This is a genomic window from Pantoea allii, from assembly GCF_002307475.1.
Taxonomy (GTDB): domain Bacteria; phylum Pseudomonadota; class Gammaproteobacteria; order Enterobacterales; family Enterobacteriaceae; genus Pantoea; species Pantoea allii.
In genome coordinates, this window is record NZ_NTMH01000032.1 from 115022 (window position 1) to 132330 (window position 17309).

Sequence of the window (17309 nt, forward strand, 5' to 3'; positions counted from 1 at the left end):
AGAGGAGCACAGCAATGGCGCAGCAGCGTTCAGACGTGCTGGTGGTGTTTGGTGTCACCGGCGACCTTGCCCACAAGATGATTTTTCCTTCGCTCTACGCAATGGTGAAGCATGGCGCGCTCAAGACGCCGATCATCGGTGTGGCATTTGAGGACTGGACGCGCGATCAGTTGATCGCGCGGGCAAGAGATGCGGTTGAAAAGCATGTCGATGTGATCGATCAGACGGTCTTTGCCGAGCTGGCGGACAGACTGTCCTACGTTTCCGGCGATTATCGTACTCAGTCAACATTCGACGGGCTGCGGGATGCGCTGGCAGGCCATCATAATCCGCTCTATTACCTTGCCATTCCGCCCTCCCTTTTCGAAACTGTCGCCAACAGTCTGGAAGAGGCCGGAATCGCGAAAGGTGCCCGCCTGATGGTGGAAAAGCCGTTCGGACGCGATCTCGCGTCGGCAAAACAACTGAACAACGTGCTTCATAAGGTTTTCGATGAGGACGCGATTTTCCGCATCGACCACTTTCTGGGTAAGGAAGCCATCCAGAATCTCCTCTACTTTCGCTTTGCCAACAGCTTCCTTGAACCAATATGGAATCGCGATCATGTCGAAAGCGTTCAGATCACCATGGCCGAGGACTTCGGCATCAAGGGACGCGGCAAATTCTATGACGAAGTTGGCTGCATTCGTGACGTGATTCAGAACCACCTGGTCAATGTGCTGCTGTTGCTTGCCATGGAACCTCCCGCGTCCGGCGCGTCCGACGATCTGGTTGATGAGAAGGTACAGGTGCTAAAGGCCATGCCGCCCCTGTCAGACGCTGACGTGGTTCGTGGTCAGTTTGAAGGCTATACCGACGAACCAGGTGTCGCCCGTTTCTCTCCGACGGAGACCTTCGCTGCGGTTCGCTTCCACATTGCAACATGGCGCTGGAGTGGCGTTCCCTTTTATATCCGTGCCGGCAAAAATTTGCCTGCACATGCGACGGAAGTGGTCGTGCGCTTCAGGCGACCGCCGGTTACCCTTTTCGATGACATTACCGACGAGCCTGCCAACTATATCCGCTTTCGTCTCGGCCCGGATATTACGATCGGCATTGGCGCGCGACGCAAGGCTGCCGGCGAAAAGATGCGAGGTGAAGCCGTCGAGCTAACGGCGCTTGACGATGGTATTGGCGATATGCTGCCTTATGAGCGGCTGATCGGAGATGCCATGGCTGGAGACAGACAGCTTTTCACCAGGCAAGATGCAGCGGAACTGGCCTGGAAGATCGTCGAGCCGATACTGGATGAGAAAACCGTTCCCGCTGCCTACAAGCCAGGGACATGGGGACCCGCCGCGATGGCGGACTTTGCGCCCCCCGGCGGCTGGTTTGACCCCGTTTGAGCTGATGGATAAATATAAATGACAAAGCATACTTTAAAAAAGAAAGAGCCTATCGTTCTGTCCATCGACATCGGCGGAAGTCATGTGAAGATCCTCTCCAGCGCTGGCGGTGAAGAAAAGAAGGCAGAAAGCGGAAAGACCATGTCTGCAGCTGACATGGTTGCGGCGGTCAAGGCCATGGCTGAAGGCATGACTTACGATGTGATCGCGATGGGTTTTCCCGGTCCAGTGGCACACGATAAACCGCTCAGTGAGCCCGCCAACCTTGGTGAGGGCTGGGTGGGGTTTAACTATGCGGACGCATTTGGCTGCCCTGTCCGTATCGTCAATGACGCCCTGATGCAAGCGCTCGGCTCCTATCAGGGAGGACGAATGCTGTTCCTCGGTCTCGGCACCGGACTGGGTGCTGCCATGATCGTCGAGAATGTCGCTCAACCCATGGAGATTGGTCATCTACCCTACCGCAAGGGCAACAGCTACGAACACTATGTGAGCGAAGCCTATCGGAAAGATAAGGGAAACAAAAAATGGCAGGAGCGGGTTTTCGATGTCGTGGAGATGCTGACCAAAGCCCTGGAGCCTGACTACGTGGTGCTGGGTGGCGGCAATGTGGATAAACTCGCTTCACTTCCGCCAAAGTGCCGCAAAGGCGACAACACTCTGGCGTTCGAGGGTGGATTTCGACTCTGGAACGATCGCAGCCTGATTACGTAATCTCTGCTTTCTGGTTTATTACCGAATAGCGTTGCGGTGTTTTCGATTTTCTGCCGCGAGCAATTGTTTGCGGCAGATAAAAAGCTCCAGCGAATTCTAAATTCAACCAGACGTAACGCTGCTGTGTGGACGCGTCGACATGACATTTTCAGGCCTATAGAACAATGGCAGGTTTTTTCGCCGTCCATCGGCGCGATGAGAAAACGTGTCAGAACCCCCAAAAGAGCCTGAAAATCGCGTTTTTGATTATTTCTTCATACTGTCTGACATCATCGACTTTATCCCCTAACGCTTTCATCGGGACTGATGACACGTCGGTTGTCACAACCCGGTATTTGATGCCATTAACAAGCACTTGAGGATAAAGTTCACCTGTCCCCTTAAACTCGCTCGGACGTGCAAGTGGTACAACCATTAAACGGCCTGGTGTTTCTATTAGATAGCTCTGTACTTCAACAAGATAGGGGTATTTTATTCCGTTTATGTGCGGGTAAACGTCAAATTGCATCGTTACCAGTTCCTGTACATATCAGAAAGCGAGCCCTCTTCTCCCACAAAGTCAGAGAAAGCTTTCATGCTTTCACGGTTTTCTTCTTTCCAGCGTTCGGCTCGGATTCTGCGGGCCTCATTGATGACAAGTTCGTTAACCATTCCAGAGAGATTTAAGCCAGCAGATGAAAAAACCTCATAGGCTTCTTTATCGATGGTTACGTTAGTTCTGTATTTCATGCGCACCTCCAGAGTGTGAGTTAAAAGTATACACTTCGGACACACACTGGCAAGGCTCGTTTTTTTGATTTATGGACGGATTTCAAGGTGCAGCTGGTCGCACTCAACCTGAAACACGTATTCAGCTTGTCAGACTGCCGGATGACCAGAAACAGGCGGTAATGATTTGCCAGATGGCGAGCATCCCTGCTCGTGATGCAGGTGCACTGTTCGTTAAGGCAGAGCGGGAAATGCTATTTATGTTAAATAATCAACTTTTAACGTATAAACCAAAAACTAAGCACCTTTCGAATTACATGTTTGCTGTTACCAGCGGCACTGTTCACGGGCTGAGCCTGTCCTCACGACATCTGGGCATAAAAGTCAGTGTGCACTTCTGTTGCTGTTATTTTATTAGCAACCCTGAAAATTTCGACAAAGACAGTTACATATTACTGAGCAAAAATTGGCGATTTGGACTGTTTTGCACATTAGGTACGGCCATAAAGACTGCATTTTATATATAAGATTCAATTAAATAAGTTTAGCAATGAGTCACCGTTAAAACTGCATTTAGCTGTTAAGCATTACCTTCAGTACTGTTTTTGAAATAAAAGTCAGAATATAACATTTCAATTTCAGTTTCTGAAAATGCCTCTTCGACGGTGCCATTATCCAAATTGACCTTCAGTCTTGATAAGGGGATAGAATAAATGTCACCTACAAATACTTTGGTGGGGTTGTGGGAGTTAAAAATGGCATAAGCTACATCAGATAACTGAGGGTCGGTCTTGTCTTCGATGCTGGAGATAAAAATACAGGCAGCAACTGTTTTTTTCTCATTATTTCGCATTCCGGCAAATTTGGGTCCAGGTTCAACTAGTTCAATGCCTCTTATATAACCTGATGTTTCTGTTAATGAAGGTGCAGTTAAACTGGCTACGTGGCATCACCATCTGGAGATTAATAAAGCCTGTGACGATCCCTCACTTGGTACGGGTTGTGGGGAAGATGAAAACGCATAATAACTGAAACCTGCAGACACCGTTTACAGATAAGGTGTCTGCACTGATATGGTTTTATTTTCGGTCCGCCCATGTACCCTGTCGCGCGTCGTAAAAGCTGGCGATTCTCCCTGTACTGAATGACCAGATCGAAAATTATTCAGATAAGGCATACTCCATTCTCCTCCCGGTCAATGCGTCCCCTGTTAGAGACAGAGCACATTTCTTATCTTATGGAGAGCCTGCTCCAGTACACAAATTTCAGGAACCAGAGCGATGCGTATGAATTCATGACCGGGATTTCGGCCATCAACAGTCTGGGCAAGATACTCACCGGGAAGCACACGGATGCCGCTCTGTCGCCAGAGCTCTGTTGCTGTGGCGACTCCGTCACCTACGTTCAGCCATGTAAAGAGACCGGCCCTGGGGATGACAAAATTTGACACATCCCCCAGAACCGAAGCGACCAGTGCGTATTTTTCCTGACACTCCTGACGTGCCTTAATCACATGTGCTTCATCCGCCCACGCCAGGGCCGATATCTCTTGCAGCACACCCGGCACAGGTGCCCCCCCTTTTGCTCTGAGATTCCTCATTCGCCTTATGCTTTGCACTCCGCCTGCGGCGAAGCCTGAGCGTAGACCCGGCAGACCTGACCTTTTCGAGAGCGAATTGAATACGACTATCCGTTCCGGATTGTACTGGGTTCCTGAAACCAGCCCGAGATAGCCGGCTGGTGGTTCACCGGCATAAAGCTCTGAATAGCATTCGTCAGCAAAGATACGGAAGTCATAACGCTCTGCCAGGGCCAGCAGCTCAAGAAGGTATTCTGCTGATGCCACTCCGCCCTGGGGATTGGAGGGTGAACATATATATACGGCTTCAACTGAGTTCAGGATTCTGTCAGGCAGAGCCCCGTAATCCGGCATATACCCTGACGCCGGATCGGCAGGCACTGGCACGGGCTCAGCATTAATGATCAGAGCCGCAGCACGGTAGGCCTGGTAAGCCGGATTCGGCATAAGAACCCGTGAACCATGCCCTCCTTTGCATAAAGCCAGCATGGCGGTGAAAAGTCCCTCTCTGCTTCCGTTAAGGACCAGCAGGTTTTCCTCTGATAAGCGGACTTCGTAGCGGCGGGCTATCCAGTCACATATTGCATGTAATAGATTATCTGAACCGTAATTATCCGGATACTTCGCCAGAAGATGTGAATGTTGGCACAATGCGGCCTGAATGAAAGGAGGAAGCTGCTGCTGGGGTTCACCGAGGTCCAGTCGTGTCGGATACGCACCCGGCATAACGCCATGCAAAAGCTGTCGAAGGCGCTCGAAGGCAGAAAAACTTTCATCAATTTTTTCAGGTTGCATCGTATACTCCCGGAGCTCGAACAGATCAGGTAATGTTGGGTTTTGCGTCTCAGCCTTCGCCATTTCAGACCAAACTGTGCGCGCCAACGTGATGGCCGCACTGCCTCCCTCCTCGCGGGGATTAATCCGGAAAGTGTTCATACCCTTCCTGAGATCCGGACTGATGATATTGATAAACCGTCCTATCACTCATACAGGGAATTCAAAAAAGTACGCTGTTGATAAAGACGGTCGGCCCCTTTTTCGTTTCATGGACGACATCAGGAAAGATGACAGCTTTAAGCTTTAATAATTTTTTTCCTCAGCTAAGGACGCAGAAAACCGGTCAAAATCAGGGATTGTGGATAAATAGTGTCGTGTCGTTTCGGCTTCGCGAATTAATTTCACTGTACCGTTTTGCTGAAGCAGCAGTTCTTTTGGCCTAAGACGCCCGTTGTAGTTAAAACCCATGGCTGCACCGTGTGCGCCGGTGTCGTGAATCACTATCAAATCGCCTCGCTGTGGTTCCGGAAGGAGGCGTCCGGTGGCAAATTTATCATTGTTCTCACAGAGTGATCCGACGATATCAGCGGTGACGGGAGGACGTTCTACAAAGGGAGCAGTGATGTGGTGGTAGGCATCAGGATAGAGAGCAGGACGCATAAGGGCGCTCATTCCCGCGTCGACACCAATAAAAGTCCGAAACTTGTGCATGACAGTATTTACCGCCGTTACCAGAACCCCGTGTGGGCCCGTCACATACCTGCCGCATTCTGTGTAGAGCTGCGTGGTATCAGCGAAGTGTTTCCCGTGAAGTTTTGCCAGACCGTCAGAAAAAAAAGGGAAATTAAATGCTTCTTCATCGGGCCTGTATGGTATGCCAATGCCGCCACCGATGTTAACGAAATCCAGAGCGACGTCAGCACTCTCTGCAACATGTAAGGCGTGAGTGATAACTAATTCGGCGACGTCCAGCACCCTCTCTGCCGATCTCTGGTTTGAACACAGCATTGCATGCAGGCCGAAACGCTTTGCGCCTAAGTCTTTTGCACGTCGAAAGGCCTGCACCAGTTCAGAATGGGGAACGCCGAATTTACTGTTTTCAGCCGCCCCCATGAACGTGCACTTTTGATCAAGAGCGCCTGCAGCCATGCGAAAGCAGACGCGTTCAGGGAATGGCCGCAGGGTGTCGAGGAAACAGATATCGTCAAGATTGACAACTGCACCGGCTCTCACAGCTGCCTCAAATTCATCGGGTCGCGTATTATTGGAGGTGAAAAAGATGTCATGGCCTCGGGCACCAGCCAGTAATGCTAATTCAATTTCAGGGACCGAGGCACAGTCAAATCCCATCCCCTCTTCCTGAAGGATAGCCAGTATGTAGGGGTTTGGCAGTGCTTTAACAGCGAAGTACTGCTTAAAGGGAATTGCCTTTGCGACAGACCTGAACTGTCGGCAGGTCTCGCGAATGCCTGTTTCATCATAAATGTGGAAAGGCGTTCCAAACTCCAGCGCTATTTCCCTGAGTTGTGGTATTAAACGCTGATGAAATGTTCCAGACATTGGCATGAGCATATCTCTCAGTGGTTATTGAAAAATGATGGGCGATCAGTTTTTCCTGTCTAACTGCCTCTGTTCAGAGACAACGTTCCAGCAAGCAATAAGAAAAAGTGAGCAGATTGCCACCACCGTTGAAACACTGTAGTGGAGCCTCGAGTCGAATAACTGGAACAGCCACGTAAATCCGGGAGCACATGCAATGATCAGGAGTACGGTCGTTGAACCACAACGCTCAAGCCCTTTCTGCAGAGCAAAAATCGGAACAGCGATTCCGAGAACCGCGATGATCCCGGCAAGGATGAAAGTACCGGACCCGGGGGTCAGATCACCAGACATGAAGGCAGATATACCCGACAGGCATACCAGTAAAACAAAACGCGTACGCATCAAATCGAAAGCGTTGTACCCGTGCTTATAAAGTCGGCGGGAGCGGGACGTGACCAGCGCAATTGCAGCACCGCCAAGCCCGCACAACAATGCGCCAGTCCAGAATGCGCCGGAATTTATATCTCCAATCGCGCTGACCCCCAGGTAGGTTGAACTCAGAAGAAAGAAGGCGGTAAGTGCCGAAAAAAACACCCGGATTTTAACATTACGGTTATTATCGCATTCTATCCCGAGCAGTTGTGAGCAGAGTGGGCTTATGCCTACTGTCACAGCGCTGACAACCGCGGGCTCAAGGTACCTGACTGCCCAAAAAAAGCATCCCCAGGCCAGAGCGGTCTCCAGGTTAAGCAGCGCAATTTCCCTGAAGCTTTTCGAAAAGATCGACCACCCTTTCCTGAACGACCGGAAGTTAAAAATAATGTCAGCGTTAAAGATTAAGGTCACTAAACCAAACGATAGAAATACAAGAAGATTTGGGTCTGTATCCTGAACCACATGACCAATTACCACTTCTTTGGCCGCTGACATCACAGAATAAATAAGGACAAATATCGCGCCCGTGGAGGAGTAACGTCTGGCCAGCGTTTCACTGACCTGTTTACTGTCATTCAACAACATGGAAAATTTCTCCGGCCAGCTCCATTTCCCTTATTCGTTTATGGTCCTCTGATATTGTCGCGTCGTCACCCACAAGATAAATAATGCCCGGGGAAGTAAAAAGGTCGCGGGTCTTTGATATACGAGAGCCTACCTGAGGGAGATGAATGGCTGAATGAAATGAAGGCAACGAGCGGATGTGCTGAAGTCCTTGAGCGTTAACAATGCGGCCTTCCTGATTCGAAATCAGGCTGATACATGAAACGGAAGCGCGCCGTGGACATGACTTAATAAATAATTCTGAAAAAACTTCGGGTTGTGAGTAACGCAGTACCGTCAGAGAGACAACATCCGTCCCAGTACATCGACGAACCGCGCTCTCATCTATCGTGCCCTGTAAACGGGCTGCGGTTTCGATCAGAACCGGACCTCTGTCCGTATATTTGAGCTCCGTGTGACTGGCTCCTTCTCTGATACCGAGTGCGTCAAGTACGCCGGTTGTATAAGAAATGAGTTCAGCCTGGACATGCCCCGTCAGTTCCATCAGGTCTTCTTTCCAGCAGACGAGTGATCCGTTATGGCCGGGCATGCGATCATCTTTCCAGATCTCGCTAACGTAATGCCGGCCATTAACAGACGTACAGTTTACAAAATATTGTTGCCCCTGCAGATATTCCTGAATCAGTACACTGGAATTCGTTTCCCCAATTGCATTTTGTTGCCCGAAAAGCAGGCCTGAATGCGCAATAACCTCTTCTCGTGAGTCGCAAATTCTGAAGCCATCACCTCCAGCGCTGTTAGCCGGTTTTACAACAAGAGGGAATGAAAAATTTTTAAAATCCAGATAGTTTAAGTCTTCTGCATTCATTACCTTAACTTGCATCGGCACATCTAATCCCGCATCTTTAACTGCTTCGATCATGGCAAACTTATCGCGCCGGCTTTCACTTTTCTCGATCGTATTGCTTGGCAGCGAAAGATGATGGCTTATCGCTTCAGCCAAAACCACGCCAGACTCTGTTCCTGCAATGACAAAGTCGGGGGCAAACCGTGAGATTTTTTCTGAAGCCTGCAAGTAATCATCGCCCGAAAAACCAAAGTCGGTTTCAAAGTCGCCCGGACGAAACGTTTTTTCATAATGAGGAGAAGGTGTTTCGCCGGACCTGATATGCGTAACGGTAAAACCCTGCTCCCGAAACAGGGATGCGAGTTTGGCACCAGTGGAGTAAGCATCACAGATTACAATTTTCTTCATGGACGCTCCGCTACGATAACGAGATTGTCTCCGGGAGACTTAGGCGTTAAGTCAAAACTGCCGTAGAAGCGGATGTCCTTAAATCCTGCCTTAATCAGCATTTCTTTAAGCTCCTCCTTCCAGTAAAGACGTGTTTTACACGTCAGAAGCTGACCTTTGTACCGGTAATCTACTGTCAGCATCTTATCCTGAACAATCAGAGTTTCCTTAACACCGTTCTTTTCTCTGTGCGTATGGCCGTCCTGTTCCAAAACGCACGATGCTCTTTCCATATCTGACAGTTCCATTATAAGCCGCCCGCCAGTCCGCAGTGACTGAAGCCATGAAGAAAGGATTTTCTGATCTGCAGTCTCATTTTCCGCATAACCAAAACTCGTATAAACATTTACTATTGCGTCGAACGGTCCGGCGGGCGGACTGGCCATATCACAAAGCTGAAACACAGCATCAGATTTCAGATTTCTTGCAACGTCAAGTTGCTCCGAGGATAAATCAATCCCCGTGACGGTATAGCCAAGGTTTGCAAGCGCGTGCGACACCCTGCCGATACCACAACAAACGTCTAAGATTTTATTATATTTCCCTGGCGGTATAATTTTAGATATCGCGATGGAATCTAAAACAGTATGGTCATATCTCCCAAGAGCTTCAGACAGCTCGACAAACAGGAGAGGCATGGCCCCCTGTACCGCGCTTTCGCTATGAGCGGCACTGCTATTATATTGGGTCATAGTAATTCACATATTTAGATTTTATAAAATACCAGGAGGTTATGTTGTTTAACGATTTAATATTCCGACGTAAATCGTTCTTTTGCGAATTCCTGATATTGGCCGGTGATATTCAAATATTTCAGATCTCAGCTCATCAATACCAATTTTTTTAAACTGCTTTCTGAGATATTCTGATGATAAATAACTGAAGTTCGGTACCGAACCATGTGGCTCAACATCCGCTCCCTCCTTTATCGGGGCATCATTTGAAACGATAATTTTAGCATTATCATCAAGATGTAATGCCTGCAGGTGGTGTAACGAGCGTGTCAGGCCGCTGCAGGAATCATATAAATGACCAAAAAAGCCATCAGCATATATCGTTGCTGCATCCTTTAAAATATGGGGGGAAAGCTCGAAGAAGTCCGCGCAGATGCTCTCCAGACCTTTTCGGGTGGTGATCGCCACAGCCTCCTCGTTGCAATCGACGCACACTACCTGATAGCCCGCTTTCATCAGTCGCTCTTCGATGAAGCCGTTACCACTCCCGAGGGAAACTATACGAGCCCCCTTGGGGGTGTTAGCAGTAATAATGGCCATTATGCGGGAAATGTATTGTGGTGAGAAACCGGATGGTGTAATTGAGTCACCGAACGGGATCCCCTTTTCCCATAATTCGTAAAGATTCTGCCCTTTTCTTTCCTGAACAGGGCCATAATAATTTGGATAAATTTCTGTAGGCATTGAAGTAACCTCGATATTTAATCCTGAATGATGTTAGAGATACCTTTAAAGGGAATATATCTCTTCCATCGACTCGTGTGACACGACCCGATCAATTTCATCAGCACCGGCATAGGAGAAACATACGATGATCCTTAAGTCTGCTTCTTTTAAAGGTGACACATGGTGCAGGTTTGCGGCACCGTTAATTAAATAGAAACTACCCTGCGGCACATATTCACGGTATACAGGTCCCTTATCAAGGTAGGCCTGGATATTAGGATTCTCTTTATCCCACTCCGTGTTTGGAACAAATTCGACCAGCCCCCCGTTACCTTCTCTTGGGGCCCTGACAATGAATAACAATGAATACCGGTAATCATCCCAGTGCCACCCGTGTTCATCCTGAGGTAACTGCTGACTGTTGATAACAATTTCCTCAGGTTCGAAAGGTACTTTGATTACCTTGTCGGCAGTAATCTGCTCCAGGACTCTGAAAAGAGCAGGATCGCTGTAAAAAGCCGGAAGAAGGCGGGCCATTGCGAAAATATCATGACGACTACAGCTCATGTACTTGCGGGGGCTGTTGTCTGTTGATGATACTTTGGTATCCCGCCGCTTTGCTGTTTCAGTAAGACAGTTAGCCACTTCCAGCTCTATCAGGTAACGGAGCTGCTCAGGAATAAAATTGTCCATACTGACAAAGCCGAGCTCCTGAAATTTACTGCTCCATTTAACTATTTCCGCCTCACAGCCAGCGAAATGGGCCTCAAGGTCAAAAGATTTAGCAAATTCTGAAATCACACTTACCTCCAGACAGATGAGTTCAATCAACGGGCTCTTTCATGGATGACATAAAAACACTTTTCTTGGTGAGGATTAAGCGAAGTCCAATCTAGATTAATTTTTTTTCATCATCAACAAGAATTAATGGATCACGGAAAGTAATCAATAAGAAAAGCTTAAATTTTGTCGTTACGCTTATGTTTTTAAATGCTTTTTTTTAGGCTTTAACGGGAATCCCTTACAGATAAACAGCTGATAACTGAATAATAATTTCATATTAATCAATTTCTTAACGTTTTCAGTCTTTTTAAAACTGAATTTTTTTCGAAAAATAAGAAAAATCTCAGGAGTAAAAATGATTAGTAAAACGGTTTACAAGATGTTTTATTGATAAGATACACCGCAATTAAAATATAAACTAAATGCATGTTTATTGTTTCGCTGTTACATGAAATTTCCATATAAAAACTCTGGTTTATTGGAAACCTGCTACAGGAATACAGATTTTGCCCGTCTGGTAATCGACCACGCCACATTTCTCTGTCTCTGTGATTAACGCCGGCAGAATGAATACCGGGTAAATGTAGTGGCACACTGAATTTGGCCACCTGAATAGAGGTGATATCATCACCTCACAGTAAAAACAGGTGACATTATGACCGGACGTAACAGACGCAATTTTAGCCCCGAGTTTCGCCTCGAAGCTGCCCAGCTTGTACTCGATCAGCATTACACCGTTGCCGCCGCTGCTACGGCAATGAACGTCGGCAAATCCACAATGGACAAATGGGTTCGACAATTGAAAGAAGAGCGAGCGGGAAAATCACCCACTGCTTCACCCATGACACCTGAGCAGATTGAAATACGCGAGCTAAAGAAAAGACTTCAACGCGTTGAAATGGAAAGGGATATATTAAAAAAGGCTACCGCGCTCTTGATGTCAGACTCCCTGAACAATTCTCATTAGTTGAGAAACTCAGGGCGCGGTTTCCTGTTGCCGTTGTGTGCAACGTGTTTGGGGTTCATCGCAGCAGTTATAAATACTGGCGGCAGCCCAGGAAGCCTGACGCCACGAGAGTGGCATTACTGAGCCTTGTGCGTGAAGTTTATCGCGAAAGTAACGGCTCAGCAGGAGCGTGAAGCATTGCCGCGATGGTCACCACCAAAGGTATAAAACTGAGCCGCTGGCGGGCAACAAAGCTAATGAAAGCGCTCAATATTATCAGCTGTCAGCAACCTGGCCATCGTTATAAGAAGGTGTCTAAGGAACACATTGAGATCCCTAATTATCTGGATCGCCAGTTTGCTGTTACCGAGCCTAATCAGGCCTGGTGCGGTGATGTGACTTATATCTGGACGGGAAAACGCTGGGCTTATCTGGCTGTAGTGACCTGCTCCCCGTTGATTAACACACCGCGATGTTAGTAATGTCTTCATCAGTCACATGAGGACATCCCCATGAAGAAGCGATTTTCCGACGAACAGATCATCAGTATTCTCCGCGAGGCCGAAGCCGGGGTTTCAGCCCGGGAACTCTGCCGTAAGCATGCTATTTCAGACGCTACCTTTTACACCTGGCGCAAGAAGTTTGGTGGCATGGAAGTTCCCGAAGTGAAGCGGCTCAAGTCGCTTGAAGAGGAGAACGCCCGCCTCAAGAAGCTGCTCGCTGAAGCCATGCTGGATAAGGAGGCGCTTCAGGTAGCTCTTGGCCGAAAGTTCTGACGACAGACCAGACGCGGGAAGCCGTGGAAGTCATGTGTGAGGCCGCAGGTCTGTCGCAACGTCGTGCCTGCAGGCTGGCAGGTTTGTCCCTGTCGACCTGCCGTTACTCGGCTCAGCGTCCGGCTGCTGACGCGCAGCTGTCTCTACGCATCACAGAGCTGGCACTTGAGCGCCGCCGCTTTGGTTACCGGCGCATCTGGCAGCTACTGCGTCGGGAGGGCCTTCACGTCAACCACAAGCGGGTATACCGCATCTATCATCTCAACGGCCTGAGTGTAAAACGCAGGCGACGCCGCAAGGGACTGGCGACTGAGCGGCTTCCGCTTCTTCGCCCGGATGCGCCGAACCTGACATGGTCGATGGATTTTGTCATGGATGCACTTGCCAGCGGCCGCAGGATGAAGTGCCTGACCTGTGTGGATGATTTCACGAAGGAGTGTCTGACGATCACCGCCGCTTTCGGGATTTCGGGTGTTCAGGTCGCGCGTATTCTGGACAGCATTGCGCTGTTTCGTGGATATCCTGCGACGATAAGAACCGATCAGGGTCCGGAATTTACCTGCCGCGCGCTGGATCAATGGGCCTTTGAACATAGTGTTGAGTTGCGCTTAATCAAGCCGGGCAAGCCAACTCAGAACGGATTTATTGAGAGTTTCAACGGTCGCTTTCGGGATGAATGCCTGAATGAGCACTGTTTCAGCGATATTCTTCATGCCCGGAAAATGATCAATGACTGGCGGCAGGACTATAACGAGTCCAGACCTCATTCATCGCTGAATTACCAGACGCCGTCTGAATTTGCAGCAGGCTGGCGAAACGGGAAACATCAAGAAAAACCAACCGACATTATTAACTGAAGGTTGGCAGGTCACTTAACGTACAATAATTTTCGATATCCAAACTGCCCCCTACTACTAAAAGCAAAAACCGGGCATTTCCCACCACGCTTTAGACGTGACGAAAACACCCGGCTCTTCATTCAGAAACACTCCCTGCCCGCCCTTCTTAACTCTCAATTAGAGGCTTACTCCTTCACCACCACCTCAGTCTTTATCTCCGGCTGTGCGCTTGCCATTTTGCTACGGCTCAAAAACGCATTAAGCAAAATTGCGCCGAAAGTCGCGGTGCCGATACCGCCCATGCTGAAGCCGCCAAGCGTCAGGGTAAAGTTACCCGCGCCAAGTACCAGCGTGACCGCCACCATAATAAGATTGCCGTTCAGCCCCAGATCGACGTGGTTTTGTACCCAGATGCGGGCGCCCGCCACGGCGATTAATCCGAACACCACAATCGACGCGCCGCCAAGCACCGGGCCGGGAATGGTGTGGATCAGCGCACCAAATTTGGGTGAGAAGCCCAGGGCAATGGCGATGATCGCTGCGGTGACAAAAATCAGCGTGGAGTAAATTTTGGTAACGGCCATTACGCCGATGTTTTCAGCGTAAGTCGTCACGCCGGTGCCGCCCGCTGAAGCCGAAAGTAAGGTCGCCAGGCCGTCACCGATAAAGGCGCGGCCCATATAAGGATCAAGGTTTTTACCCGTCATCCCTGCCACGGCTTTAATATGGCCAAGGTTTTCCGCTACAAGAATTACCGCCACCGGGGCAATCATCAGCATTGCGTGAGTGCTGAATACCGGTGTGGTAATGGTGGGTACGCCAAACCAGGGTGCCTGGGCTACTGCGCTGAAATTCACCGGTGTGCCCAGCCCAAGGCCGTTGGTAATCGCCATGTAAATCAGGTACGCCGCCACCAGACCCAGCAACAGCAACAACCGCTGCACCAGACCACGGGTAAATACCGCCACCGAGCCGATACACAGCACGGTCATCACCGCCATCCAACTGTCAAACGATGAAGCCGATACGCTGTTAATCGCAATGGGCGCGAGGTTCAGACCAATCGCCATCACCACCGCCCCGGTCACCACTGGCGGCATCAGGCGCTCAATCCAGCGCGTGCCGACCGCCATGACCACAAAACCGATCAGCGTATAAATCAGGCCACAGGCAATAATGCCGCCCAGCGCTACGCCGATATTTGGATTCGAGCCGTGACCGCTGTAGCCGGTTACCGCAATCACCAGCCCGACAAACGCCGCACTGGAACCGAGGTAACTGGGTACGCGCCCGCCAACCACCAGAAAAAACAGTAGCGTGCCGATGCCCGACATCAGGATCGCCATATTGGCGTCAAACCCCATCAGCAATGGCATTAATACGGTGGCACCAAACATCGCCACCGTATGTTGCAGCCCCATGATCACCGTTGCGCCCAACGGCAGCCGTTCATCCGGCGCGATCACCGCACCATCCAGATTGCCTTCTCTTTTACGCCATTGCGGAAACCAGGTATTTGCCATGCACGACCCTTACTGTGTTGAGGGAGGACTGAGTTAACAGGCTGTCTGACGCATCAGCGGATGATAGCGTCGATCGAAATACGCCAGTCCGTGGCAGTCATCGTTGCGTTGGAGTGCAACGACTTCACAAAACAAAATATCGTGGGTGCCGACGCGGGTGATCTGCGTAATGGTGCAGTCAAACGACACCAGCGCGTTGGTGAGGATCGGTGAACCGGTGGCAAGACCTGTCCATTCGGCGGCGGCAAAGCGCTGCTCCATCGGCGTTTTCCCCCCAAATAAACCGGACAGCGACTCATGACAATCGGCCAGTGTGTTTACACATAACACCTGATTTTGGGTAAACGCCTGATGCACCGACGCAGAGCGATTCAGGCAGACCAGCAATGTCGGCGGCGCATCGGTTACGCTGCACACGGCGGAGGCAGTGAACCCTGCCCGTCCGCCAGGGCCGTCAGTGGTGATGATATTGACAGCGGAACCGAGGCACGCCATCGCATCACGGTATTCCTGTTTTTCTACAGCCGCCTGTTTTGCAACTTCAGGCGCATCGATGGCGGGCAGTGTGGCGTTCAGGGTTGATTGCATGGTCCGGTCCTCAGAATTAATCAATGATGCTTACAACACGCGGCAGGCGCGGTCGAAATCAAGGCGCGGCGCGCGCGGATACACTTTGCTGCTGTCGCCGTAACCGATGTTGATCAGAAAATTGGATTTCCAGCCTTCCTGCGCCAGAAACGTTTCATCGACTTTGGCGTTGTCGAAACCGGACATCGGTCCGGTATCCAGGCCGATCGCGCGGCAGGCCATAATCAGATACGCAGCCTGCAAGCTGCTGTTGCGAAACGCGGTATCCTGGGCCAGTTGTGGGCTGGAGGTGAACCATGAACGGGCATCACCAGAAGGAAACAGCTCAGGCAATAACGCATAGAATTCCGGGTCCCAGGCAATAATCGCTGTCACCGGGGCGCTCAGGGTTTTCTTCAGATTGCCGCTGGAAAGTGCCGGTGCCAGTTTTTCTTTAGCTTCCTGACTCTGAATAAACACGATACGAGCCGGGCTGCAGTTCGCCGACGTCGGCCCCATGCGCGCCAGTGCGTAAATCGTTTTCAGCTGTTCGCCTGTCACCGGTTTATCCAGCCAGCCGTTATGGGTGCGGGCTTCAGTGAATAAGGTAGCCAGTGCGCTGGCGGTTAATGCATCGGTCATGATGTCTCCGTGGAAATGTAACCGGACGGCGTAACGGACGCTTGTGATGAGTGCCGTAGTAACCAATCCAGTAAAATCGGGTTAAACGTATCGGGGTCGGTCACGCTCATTGCATGACCGCCGTACAACATGTGTCGATGCTCGCCATGAGGAAGACGTGAAGCAAGATCGACCGAACACGACCACGGCACCAGCAAATCGTCTTTACAACTGAAAGCCAGCGTCGGCGCGATCACCTCTTTGAGCGACGCCGTCAGATCAGACTCCATTAGTGCCTGCAGGCGGTGCAGCAGGTTTTCCATTCCCTGAAAATGCGCGACCTGGTGCGTGTGCTCTTCCTGCAATAACGCCTCATGGTCAGACAGCCAGTCGCCCGGATACAGGAACAGCGGCTGCGCCTGGACGTAGGCATCGACACCGCTGTTAAGCAGCAAATTCTGCCGGACTTGAAAGCAGCGACGCGTTTGACTGTTAAGCGTCGTCCAGCCGTTAATCACCACCAGACTTTGCAACAGCATCGGATAACGCAGTGCAAGATGCAGGCCAATAATGCCGCCTAAAGCATGACCGACCAGATGGCAGCGGCTGATCTCCAGCACATTGAGCATACTCGCCAGCTCGTCGGCCATGTCCTCCATCCGGTAACCGGCAGGCACGGTGCCCTGACTGTGCCCGGTGCCGTGCTGGTCATAGACCACCACCCGGAAATGCTCCGCGAGCATCGCCAACTGCGGCTGCCAGAAACTGCCAGAACCCCCCAGCCCGGATGAGAGCACCACGGTTTCTGCATCGGCATTTTTCCTACCCAGTACCTTGTAATACATGCTGTTTCCTC

Annotated in this window: 18 protein-coding genes and 1 pseudogene; 5 read left to right on the plus strand and 14 right to left on the minus strand. The window is 50.3% G+C overall.

Translation table 11 applies throughout. The annotated features are described in order from the left end of the window. The first annotated feature begins 14 nt into the window (after nt 1-14). On the plus strand, nt 15-1385 hold the full coding sequence (gene zwf / locus CMR03_RS12405; protein ID WP_096011570.1) for a glucose-6-phosphate dehydrogenase: 1371 nt from the start codon (nt 15-17) through the stop codon (nt 1383-1385). A gap of 18 nt (nt 1386-1403) precedes the next feature. Continuing rightward, on the plus strand, nt 1404-2099 hold the full coding sequence (locus CMR03_RS12410) for an ROK family protein (RefSeq protein WP_096011571.1): 696 nt from the start codon (nt 1404-1406) through the stop codon (nt 2097-2099). A gap of 208 nt (nt 2100-2307) precedes the next feature. Here the strand turns inward: CMR03_RS12410 and CMR03_RS12415 are convergent, their stop codons facing one another. Next, nucleotides 2308-2607, minus strand: a complete 300-nt coding sequence (locus CMR03_RS12415) for a CcdB family protein (RefSeq protein ID WP_096011572.1) — start codon at nt 2605-2607, stop codon at nt 2308-2310. Nucleotides 2608-2609: 2 nt separating this feature from the next. Further along, entirely contained in the window at nt 2610-2828 is a 219-nt protein-coding gene (locus CMR03_RS12420; protein WP_063877079.1) for a type II toxin-antitoxin system CcdA family antitoxin, read from the minus strand. Between the two features lie 71 nt (nt 2829-2899). Between CMR03_RS12420 and CMR03_RS12425 the strand changes: the two genes are divergently transcribed. Then, nucleotides 2900-3334, plus strand: a complete 435-nt coding sequence (locus CMR03_RS12425; RefSeq protein WP_096011573.1) for a hypothetical protein — start codon at nt 2900-2902, stop codon at nt 3332-3334. Nucleotides 3335-3387: 53 nt separating this feature from the next. Here CMR03_RS12425 and CMR03_RS12430 read toward each other — a convergent pair whose 3' ends face one another. The 8 genes from CMR03_RS12430 to CMR03_RS12465 all read right to left on the minus strand — a co-directional run bounded on the left by CMR03_RS12430 (nt 3388) and on the right by CMR03_RS12465 (nt 11199). Further along, complete coding sequence (locus CMR03_RS12430) at nt 3388-3660, minus strand: hypothetical protein (RefSeq protein WP_096011574.1); 273 nt, start codon at nt 3658-3660, stop codon at nt 3388-3390. Nucleotides 3661-4017: 357 nt separating this feature from the next. Then, the gene (locus CMR03_RS12435; protein WP_208625020.1) at nt 4018-5322 is read right to left on the minus strand and encodes an aminotransferase class I/II-fold pyridoxal phosphate-dependent enzyme; all 1305 of its coding nucleotides are present in this window, start codon (nt 5320-5322) and stop codon (nt 4018-4020) included. Between the two features lie 144 nt (nt 5323-5466). Then, the gene (locus CMR03_RS12440) at nt 5467-6729 is read right to left on the minus strand and encodes a diaminopimelate decarboxylase family protein (protein WP_096011575.1); all 1263 of its coding nucleotides are present in this window, start codon (nt 6727-6729) and stop codon (nt 5467-5469) included. A gap of 39 nt (nt 6730-6768) precedes the next feature. Beyond that, the gene (locus tag CMR03_RS12445; RefSeq protein WP_096011576.1) at nt 6769-7725 is read right to left on the minus strand and encodes an EamA family transporter; all 957 of its coding nucleotides are present in this window, start codon (nt 7723-7725) and stop codon (nt 6769-6771) included. Further along, a complete protein-coding gene (locus tag CMR03_RS12450; RefSeq protein WP_096011577.1) occupies nt 7712-8959 on the minus strand; it encodes an ATP-grasp domain-containing protein in 1248 nt (415 codons plus the stop codon). The genes CMR03_RS12445 and CMR03_RS12450 overlap by 14 nt, the downstream gene beginning before the upstream one ends. Beyond that, complete coding sequence (locus CMR03_RS12455; protein WP_082875126.1) at nt 8956-9690, minus strand: class I SAM-dependent methyltransferase; 735 nt, start codon at nt 9688-9690, stop codon at nt 8956-8958. Before CMR03_RS12455 ends, CMR03_RS12450 begins: the two co-directional genes overlap by 4 nt. A gap of 48 nt (nt 9691-9738) precedes the next feature. Beyond that, nucleotides 9739-10416 (minus strand): class I SAM-dependent methyltransferase, encoded by a 678-nt coding sequence (locus CMR03_RS12460; protein WP_063877085.1) that lies wholly within the window; start codon nt 10414-10416, stop codon nt 9739-9741. 45 nt (nt 10417-10461) lie between these two features. Further along, entirely contained in the window at nt 10462-11199 is a 738-nt protein-coding gene (locus CMR03_RS12465) for a HalD/BesD family halogenase (RefSeq protein ID WP_063877086.1), read from the minus strand. 637 nt (nt 11200-11836) lie between these two features. On the opposite strand from CMR03_RS12465, the pseudogene CMR03_RS12470 reads away from it, so the two are divergent. Together CMR03_RS12470 and CMR03_RS12475 are read left to right on the plus strand one after the other, a co-directional pair. Next, nucleotides 11837-12570, plus strand: a pseudogene (locus CMR03_RS12470) (IS3 family transposase); the annotation flags it as partial. A 69-nt stretch (nt 12571-12639) separates the two neighbouring features. Continuing rightward, nucleotides 12640-13760 (plus strand): IS3 family transposase gene (locus CMR03_RS12475; protein WP_096011578.1). Its coding sequence is split into 2 segments (ribosomal slippage): nt 12640-12898 and nt 12898-13760, totalling 1122 coding nucleotides; the frame shifts between segments, so codons are not numbered across the junction. Nucleotides 13761-13927: 167 nt separating this feature from the next. Here the strand turns inward: CMR03_RS12475 and rutG are convergent. Genes rutG through rutD form a run of 4 tightly spaced genes read right to left on the minus strand, consistent with a single transcriptional unit; the run spans nt 13928 to nt 17298 of the window. Beyond that, nucleotides 13928-15265: a pyrimidine utilization transport protein G gene (gene rutG / locus CMR03_RS12480; protein WP_096011579.1), complete on the minus strand. Its 1338-nt coding sequence runs from the start codon at nt 15263-15265 to the stop codon at nt 13928-13930. A gap of 33 nt (nt 15266-15298) precedes the next feature. Continuing rightward, complete coding sequence (rutF, locus tag CMR03_RS12485) at nt 15299-15853, minus strand: NADH-dependent FMN reductase RutF (protein WP_096011580.1); 555 nt, start codon at nt 15851-15853, stop codon at nt 15299-15301. Nucleotides 15854-15883: 30 nt separating this feature from the next. Continuing rightward, on the minus strand, nt 15884-16474 hold the full coding sequence (locus tag CMR03_RS12490; protein WP_096011581.1) for a malonic semialdehyde reductase: 591 nt from the start codon (nt 16472-16474) through the stop codon (nt 15884-15886). Then, nucleotides 16471-17298, minus strand: coding sequence for a pyrimidine utilization protein D (gene rutD / locus CMR03_RS12495; protein WP_096011582.1), 828 nt, complete (start codon nt 17296-17298; stop codon nt 16471-16473). Before rutD ends, CMR03_RS12490 begins: the two co-directional genes overlap by 4 nt. Between the last annotated feature and the right edge of the window lie 11 nt (nt 17299-17309).